The organism is Inquilinus sp. (genome assembly GCF_039594555.1).
Classification (GTDB): domain Bacteria; phylum Pseudomonadota; class Alphaproteobacteria; order DSM-16000; family Inquilinaceae; genus Inquilinus.
In genome coordinates this window covers 1-6,267 of record NZ_JBCNNF010000403.1, presented here as the reverse complement: position 1 = coordinate 6,267, position 6,267 = coordinate 1, and the positions used below count along the sequence as shown (strand labels likewise).

The 6,267-nt window shown below is 70.6% G+C and carries 5 protein-coding genes and 1 pseudogene; 5 read left to right on the top strand and 1 reads right to left on the bottom strand.

What is annotated here, in order from left to right; all coding sequences use genetic code 11:
• The 5 genes from ABDW35_RS29930 to ABDW35_RS29910 all read left to right on the top strand — a co-directional run.
• The coding region (locus ABDW35_RS29930) for a cupin domain-containing protein (RefSeq protein ID WP_343717501.1) at positions 1-452 on the top strand (452 nt) is incomplete at its 5' end.
• On the top strand, positions 449-940 hold the full coding sequence (locus ABDW35_RS29925; RefSeq protein WP_343717500.1) for a GAF domain-containing protein: 492 nt from the start codon (positions 449-451) through the stop codon (positions 938-940). The genes ABDW35_RS29930 and ABDW35_RS29925, both read left to right, overlap by 4 nt.
• A gap of 33 nt (positions 941-973) precedes the next feature.
• On the top strand, positions 974-2,557 hold the full coding sequence (locus tag ABDW35_RS29920) for an ABC transporter substrate-binding protein (protein ID WP_343717499.1): 1,584 nt from the start codon (positions 974-976) through the stop codon (positions 2,555-2,557).
• 141 nt (positions 2,558-2,698) lie between these two features.
• Positions 2,699-3,238, top strand: a complete 540-nt coding sequence (locus tag ABDW35_RS29915; RefSeq protein WP_343717498.1) for a GNAT family N-acetyltransferase — start codon at positions 2,699-2,701, stop codon at positions 3,236-3,238.
• A 108-nt stretch (positions 3,239-3,346) separates the two neighbouring features.
• On the top strand, positions 3,347-5,527 hold the full coding sequence (locus ABDW35_RS29910; protein ID WP_343717497.1) for a calcium-binding protein: 2,181 nt from the start codon (positions 3,347-3,349) through the stop codon (positions 5,525-5,527).
• Positions 5,528-6,080: 553 nt separating this feature from the next.
• On the opposite strand, the pseudogene ABDW35_RS29905 reads toward ABDW35_RS29910, so the two are convergent.
• Positions 6,081-6,267, bottom strand: a pseudogene (locus ABDW35_RS29905) (hypothetical protein); the annotation flags it as partial.

Sequence of the window (6,267 nt, the reverse complement as noted above, 5' to 3'; positions counted from 1 at the left end):
TGGCCTCGCCGTCGCTGAGCGCCCTGTCCGGCATCGCCGGCGCGCTGGGCGTGCCGCTCGACGCCTTCCTGGCTGCGCCGCGACCGGCGAGCGGCCTGACCCGCCGCGGCGAGCGGCCGGTCTTCGCCATCGGCGACGCGCCGCCCGACCGCATCCGCTACGAGCGGCTGAGCGCCGCCTTCCCCGGCCAGGCGCTGAACGCCGTGCTGGTGCACGTGCCGCCCGGCTACGCGTCGGAGGCGGTGGAGCATGAGGGCGAGGAGATCGCCTTCGTGCTGGAAGGGTCGCTGCTGGTCGGCATCGGCGGGGAGAGCATCCGCCTCGATGCCGGCGACAGCCTGCACTATCCGGCGGGCCGGGCGCATCGCTGGAGCAACGCCCATGACGGCTGGACCCGGGTGCTGTGGACCGGGACGGCCCCGATCTTCGACCGATTGCGAGACGAACCATGACGACATTGACCGACCCGGAAGTGGCCCAGGCCGTGGCGGCTCTGGCCGCGGCCCAGGCCGAGCCCGGCCAGCCGCAGGCGCTGTTCCGCGCCGCCGACGCCGCCTACCGGGCGCTGCTGGGCCATCGCCTGTTCACCATCATGGCGCTGCGCGCCGACACGGCGGAGGCGGAGCGGGTCTACACCAACGACGCCGCGTCCTATCCGGTCACCGGCCGCAAGCCGATGCACGAAGACCGTTGGTCGGCCCAGGTGATCGGCCGGCGCGAAGTGTTCCTGGGCCGCACCTTGGCCGAGATCGCCGAGGTGTTCCCGGACCACGAGCTGATCGGCTCGCTGGGCTGCGGCGCGGTGCTGAACTTCCCGGTGCTCTACGACGGCAAGGTGCTGGGCACCGTCAACGTGCTGGACGCCGAAGGCCGCTACGACGAGGCCGCCGCCGAGCGCGGCCGCTGGCTGGCGCCGCTGCTGGTGCCGGCGCTGCTCTGACGACATCGCGAACAACGAACAGGGAGACACAATATGCGCAGCCTCACATCCGCCCTCCTTGCAACGGCCCTGCTGGCGCCGCTGCCCGCCGCCGCGGCGACGCCGGCCGATGCGCTGGTGGTGGCCAAGAACATCGACGATATCGTCAGCCTGGACCCTGCCCAGGCCTATGAGTTCACCTCCGGCGAGATCGTCACCAACACCTATGACCGGCTGGTGCAGTACGAGGCCGAGGACATGCAGAAGCTGGTCGGCGGGCTGGCCGAAAGCTGGACGGTGTCCGACGACGGCAAGACCCTGACCTTCAAGCTGCGGCCGGGCGTGACCTTCCAGAGCGGCAACCCGGTGCGGCCGGAGGATGTGGTGTTCTCCCTCGCCCGCGTGGTGAAGCTGAACAAGGCGCCAGCCTTCCTGCTGACCCAGCTGGGCTGGACGCCGGACAATGTCGCGCAGATGGTGCGCAAGACCGGCGATGCCGAGGTCACCGTCACCACCACCGGCAGCTTCGCCCCCAGCTTCGTCCTGAACGTCCTGGCCTCCCGCCCCGGCTCGATCGTCGACGAGAAGACGGTGACGGAGCATGCGAAGGACAGCGACCTGGGCAATGCCTGGCTGGGCCAGAACTCGGCCGGCACCGGCCCCTTCTCCCTGCGCGCCTACAAGCCGAACGAGTCGATCGCGCTGCGCGCCAACCCGGCCTATTTCCGCGGCGCCCCGGCGATGAAGTCGGTGATCTACCGCCATGTCGCCGAGCCGGCGACCCAGCGCCTGCTGCTGGAGGCCGGCGACGCCGACCTGGCGCGCGACCTGACGCCGGACCAGGTGGCGGCGCTGGAGGGCAAGGACGGCATCGCCATCGGCACCTATCCGCAGGCGGCGGTGCATTTCTTCAGCCTGAACCAGAAGGTGGCGGCGCTGCAGAACCCGAAGGTGTGGGAGGCGGTGCGGTACCTGGTCGACTATGACGGCATGACCAAGAGCTTCCTGCGCGGCCAGATGAAGGTGCACCAAGCCTTCTGGCCCGAGGGCTTCCCCGGCGCGCTGAACGACACGCCGTTCACGCTGGACGTCGCCAAGGCCAAGGCCCTCCTGGCCGAGGCCGGCGTCAAGGACGGGCTGACGATCAAGATGGACGTGATCTCCAGCCCGCCCTTCACCGAGATCGCGCAGTCGCTGCAATCGACCTTCGCCCAGGCCGGTATCACGCTGGATCTGGTGCCCGGCACCGGCAGCCAGGTGATCACCAAGTACCGCGCCCGCAATCACGAGGCGGTGCTGCTGTACTGGGGGCCTGACTTCATGGACCCGCATTCCAATGCCGGCGCCTTCGCCTACAATGTCGACAATGCCGACGGGTCGCCGCAGAGCACCACCACCTGGCGCAATTCCTGGCTTGTGCCGGAGCTGAGCGCCGAGACCGACGCGGCGCTGAAGGAGCGCGACGCCCAGAAGCGCGACGCGCTGTATGTCGACCTGCAGCGCAAGGTGCAGGCCTCCTCGCCGATCGTGATCATGTTCCAGGCGGTCAGCCAGGTGGCGATGGCGAAGTCGGTGCACGGCTACGCCAACGGCGCGACCACCGACCAGATCTACTACCGGCTGGTGACGAAGAACTGAGGCCAGGCCACTTTGAACCGTCATCGCGAGCCCCGCAGGGGCGTGGCGATCCAGCGGCACCGGCCCCTGGATCGCCACGGCGCTTCGCGCCTCGCGATGACGGTGAAGGCCGGGGCGACGGCACCACCAAGGACCGACAGCATGACGAGCCAGGAAGCGACCGACAGCACCATCGAGACCGAGCGCCTGGTTCTCCGCCCCCACCGGGCGGAGGATTTCGACGACCTCGCGGCGATGTGGGCGGATCCGGCGGTGACCCGCTTCATCGGCGGCCGCCCCTCGACGGCGGAGGAGAGCTGGGCCCGGCTGCTGCGCTATGGCGGGCTGTGGGGGCTGCTGGGCTTCGGCTACTGGGCGGTACGCGACCGTGCCACCGGCCGCTTCGTCGGCGATGTCGGCTTCGCCGATTTCCACCGCGGCATCGGGCCGGGCTTCGACGGCGCGCCGGAGGCCGGCTGGGTGCTGGCGCCCTGGGCCCATGGCCGGGGCCTGGGCGGCGAGGCGGTGCGCGCCGCGCTGGCCTGGGCCGATGCCCGGGGCTGGGCGCGCAGCGTCTGCATCATCGACGAGGAGAACGCCCCGTCGCTGTGCCTGGCCGCCGCCCGCGGCTACCGCGAGATCGGCCGCCCGACCTACAAGGACCACACGGTGATCCTGCTGGAGCGCCCACGGCCGGAATAGCCGGACGCCGCAATTCGCCCGTCAAGCGGCCACAGTGCCGCCCCCATCCCCGCCTATACGCCTGCCGCTTTGACACGATCGCGGCCTGGGGCCGGGAAGGATTTCGACATGGCGTATTTCGAGGGCACTCCGGATCACGACGTCATCGACGGCACCAGCGAGGCGGACACCATCCTCGGCCTCGAAGGTGACGACTATCTCTATGGCCGCGGGGGCGACGACGCGCTGTTCGGCGGCAACGGCAGAGACAGCCTGTCCGGCGGTGCCGGTGCCGATGGTCTGGACGGCGGCGCCGGCACCGATGCCGCCTCGTACTCCGGCTCGACAGCCGGTGTCGTCGTCGATCTGGTCGCGGGGACCGGGTCCGGCGGCGATGCGGAAGGCGACCGGCTGACCGCGATCGAGGATCTCTTCGGCAGCGAATGGAACGACCGGCTCACGGGCACGGGCGGAGCCAATCTCCTGAGCGGCGGGGGCGGAAACGACATCCTGGTCGGTGCCGCCGGCGACGACTCTCTTCTCGGCGGCGCGGGGGCCGACGAGCTCGACGGCGGTGCCGGCATCGACACCGTGTCCTACGGCGACAGCCCCGCGGGCCTCCCCGTCACCGTGAATCTGCTGACCGGCCAGGGCCAGGGCGGCCTGGCCGCCGGCGACACGCTGATCGGCATCGAGAACGTGACCGGCACCTGGGGCGCCGACATCATCACCGGCAACGCCGTCGCCAATGTCCTGATCGGCGATCATGGCGACGATATGCTGGACGGCGGCGCCGGCAACGACCGGCTGGAGGGCGGCGTGGGCATCGACACGCTGATCGGCGGCGACGGCGACGATGTCATCTACGGCGATTTCGGCGCCGATTCGATCAATGGCGGCGCCGGCATCGACACGGTCAGCTACGCCGCCTCGATCGGCAACGTCCTGGTCGACCTCTCGGCCGGGCGCGGCGGCGGGTTCCATGACGACGCCGGCGACACCTATCAGGGTATCGAGAACGTCGTCGGCAGCCAGTACTGGGACGAGATCACCGGCGACGCCGCGGCCAACCGGCTGGACGGCGGCGCCGAGGACGATGTGCTGCGCGGCCTGGCCGGCGATGACACGCTGATCGGCGGCGCCGGCGCGGATGCGCTGGACGGCGGCGACGGCTTCGACATTGCCGACTACAGCACCAGCGCCGCCGCCGTGCGCGTCTACCTGTCCGGCGCCGCTCCCAACCTTGGCGGTGATGCGGCGGGCGACACGCTGGCGGGCATCGAGGCGCTGGTCGGATCCGGCTTCAACGACACTCTTTGGGGCGACGCCCTGTCCAACCGGCTGCAGGGCGGCGCGGGTCACGACTCCATCGAAGGCCAGGCCGGCGACGACATCCTCGAAGGCGGCGACGGCCTGGATGCCCTGACCGGCGGGCTGGGCGCCGACGTCCTGGACGGCGGCGCCGGCCGCGATGCCGCCCATTATTTCGGCTCGGCCAGCGGCGTCACGGTCAACCTCGCCACCGGGCTCGGCAGCGGCGGCGAGGCGGAGGGAGACACCCTCCGCAATATCGAGCTGCTGTATGGCAGCCACTGGAACGACCGCCTCACCGGCGGCGCCGACGACAACTATCTCTTCGGCGACAGCGGCGACGATGTGGTCGAGGGCGGCAACGGTTGGGACAGCCTGGCCGGCGGCGACGGCAACGACGTGCTCCGCGGCGGGGCGGGGGGCGACACGCTCGACGGCGGCGCCGGCATCGACACCGCCAGCTATTTCGAGAGCTCGGTTGCGGTCTCGGTCAGCCTCGTGACCGGCAAGGGCGGCGGCGGCTTCGCCCAGGGCGATGTCCTGACCGGTATCGAGAACCTCTCGGGCAGCCAGGCCAATGACGGGCTGGAGGGGGATGCCGGCGCCAACACGCTGCAGGGCTGGGCCGGCAACGACGCCCTCGTGGGCGGGGCCGGGAAGGACACCCTGACCGGAGGCGCCGGGGCCGACCGCTACTATTTCACCGCCCTCGGCGACAGCGTGGTCGGGGCCGGGGCCGACCGGATCACCGATTTCAGCCATGCCGAGGCCGACCGCATCGACCTGCACCTGATCGACGCCAACACCGCCGTTGCCGGCGACCAGGCCTTCAGCTTCATCGGCACCGGCCTCTACACCGGGGTCGCCGGCCAACTGCGCTATGCCGTGAACGGCGGTATCACCACCATCGCCGGCGACGTCGATGGCGACAGGATCAGCGACTTCCACATCGGCCTCACCGGCACCATCGCCCTCGTGGCCGTCGATTTCGTGCTCTGACCTGCAAGGCGGCAGCCCGATCCCGGCTGCCGCCCTGTCGCGCGCCCTTCCGCAAAGCCACGGCATCCAGCCATCGAGCGGCGGGGCTACGAACAGATTGCCTCTCCCGCCTGGCGGGACCTTTTCAGAATTCCCCGGATCGTCCCGGACGCTCGCGACGAAAGCAAAAGAGTCCCCCCTCCCCTTGCGGGAGGGGGTAGGGGGAGGGGGTTCGCGCCGCCAGAGCCGCCCACGATCCGGTCCACCCGCGACGTCGTTTCCTGAGCCCATTCTCGCGGAGCTTGTCCTCGACAACCCCCTCCCCCTAGCCCCCTCCCGCGAGGGGAGGGGGGACTAGAAAGGGATCGCTTCGGCTATTCATTCTGAAAAGGTCTCGCCTGGCGGGAGAGGCTAGGCCCGCGCAGCGGGACCGGGTGCGGCCCAGGCCTCGACAAAACCTCCTCACCCGGAGGCGCAAGCGCCTCCGACCTCTCCCGTGCCCGCGGGTCAAGCCTGGGGAGGAGAGGCAGGAGGATCGGCGCTCTTAAAGACAGGGACGCATCCGGCCGGGCGGTCACCCGCCGCCGGGCTTCAGCAGCCAGGGGGCGCTGTCGAGCTTTTCGCCGGTCTCGATGTCGTACCAGCCCTGGTCCGGGACCTTGTCGCTCTGGTCGAGATGCCAGTAGCGGCCGGCATCCGGCCCGTCCTCCGGCCACCAGGGCGCGGTGGGCTTGTCGCCCTGCTCCCCGTCCCCGGCGGCC

Bases quoted from the DNA above. Each gene is read 5' to 3' on its own strand.
- ABDW35_RS29925 (WP_343717500.1), top strand. From the start codon at position 449: ATGACGACATTGACCGACCCGGAAGTGGCCCAGGCCGTGGCGGCTCTG.
- ABDW35_RS29915 (WP_343717498.1), top strand. From the start codon at position 2,699: ATGACGAGCCAGGAAGCGACCGACAGCACCATCGAGACCGAGCGCCTG.
- ABDW35_RS29910 (WP_343717497.1), top strand. From the start codon at position 3,347: ATGGCGTATTTCGAGGGCACTCCGGATCACGACGTCATCGACGGCACC.
- ABDW35_RS29920 (WP_343717499.1), top strand. From the start codon at position 974: ATGCGCAGCCTCACATCCGCCCTCCTTGCAACGGCCCTGCTGGCGCCG.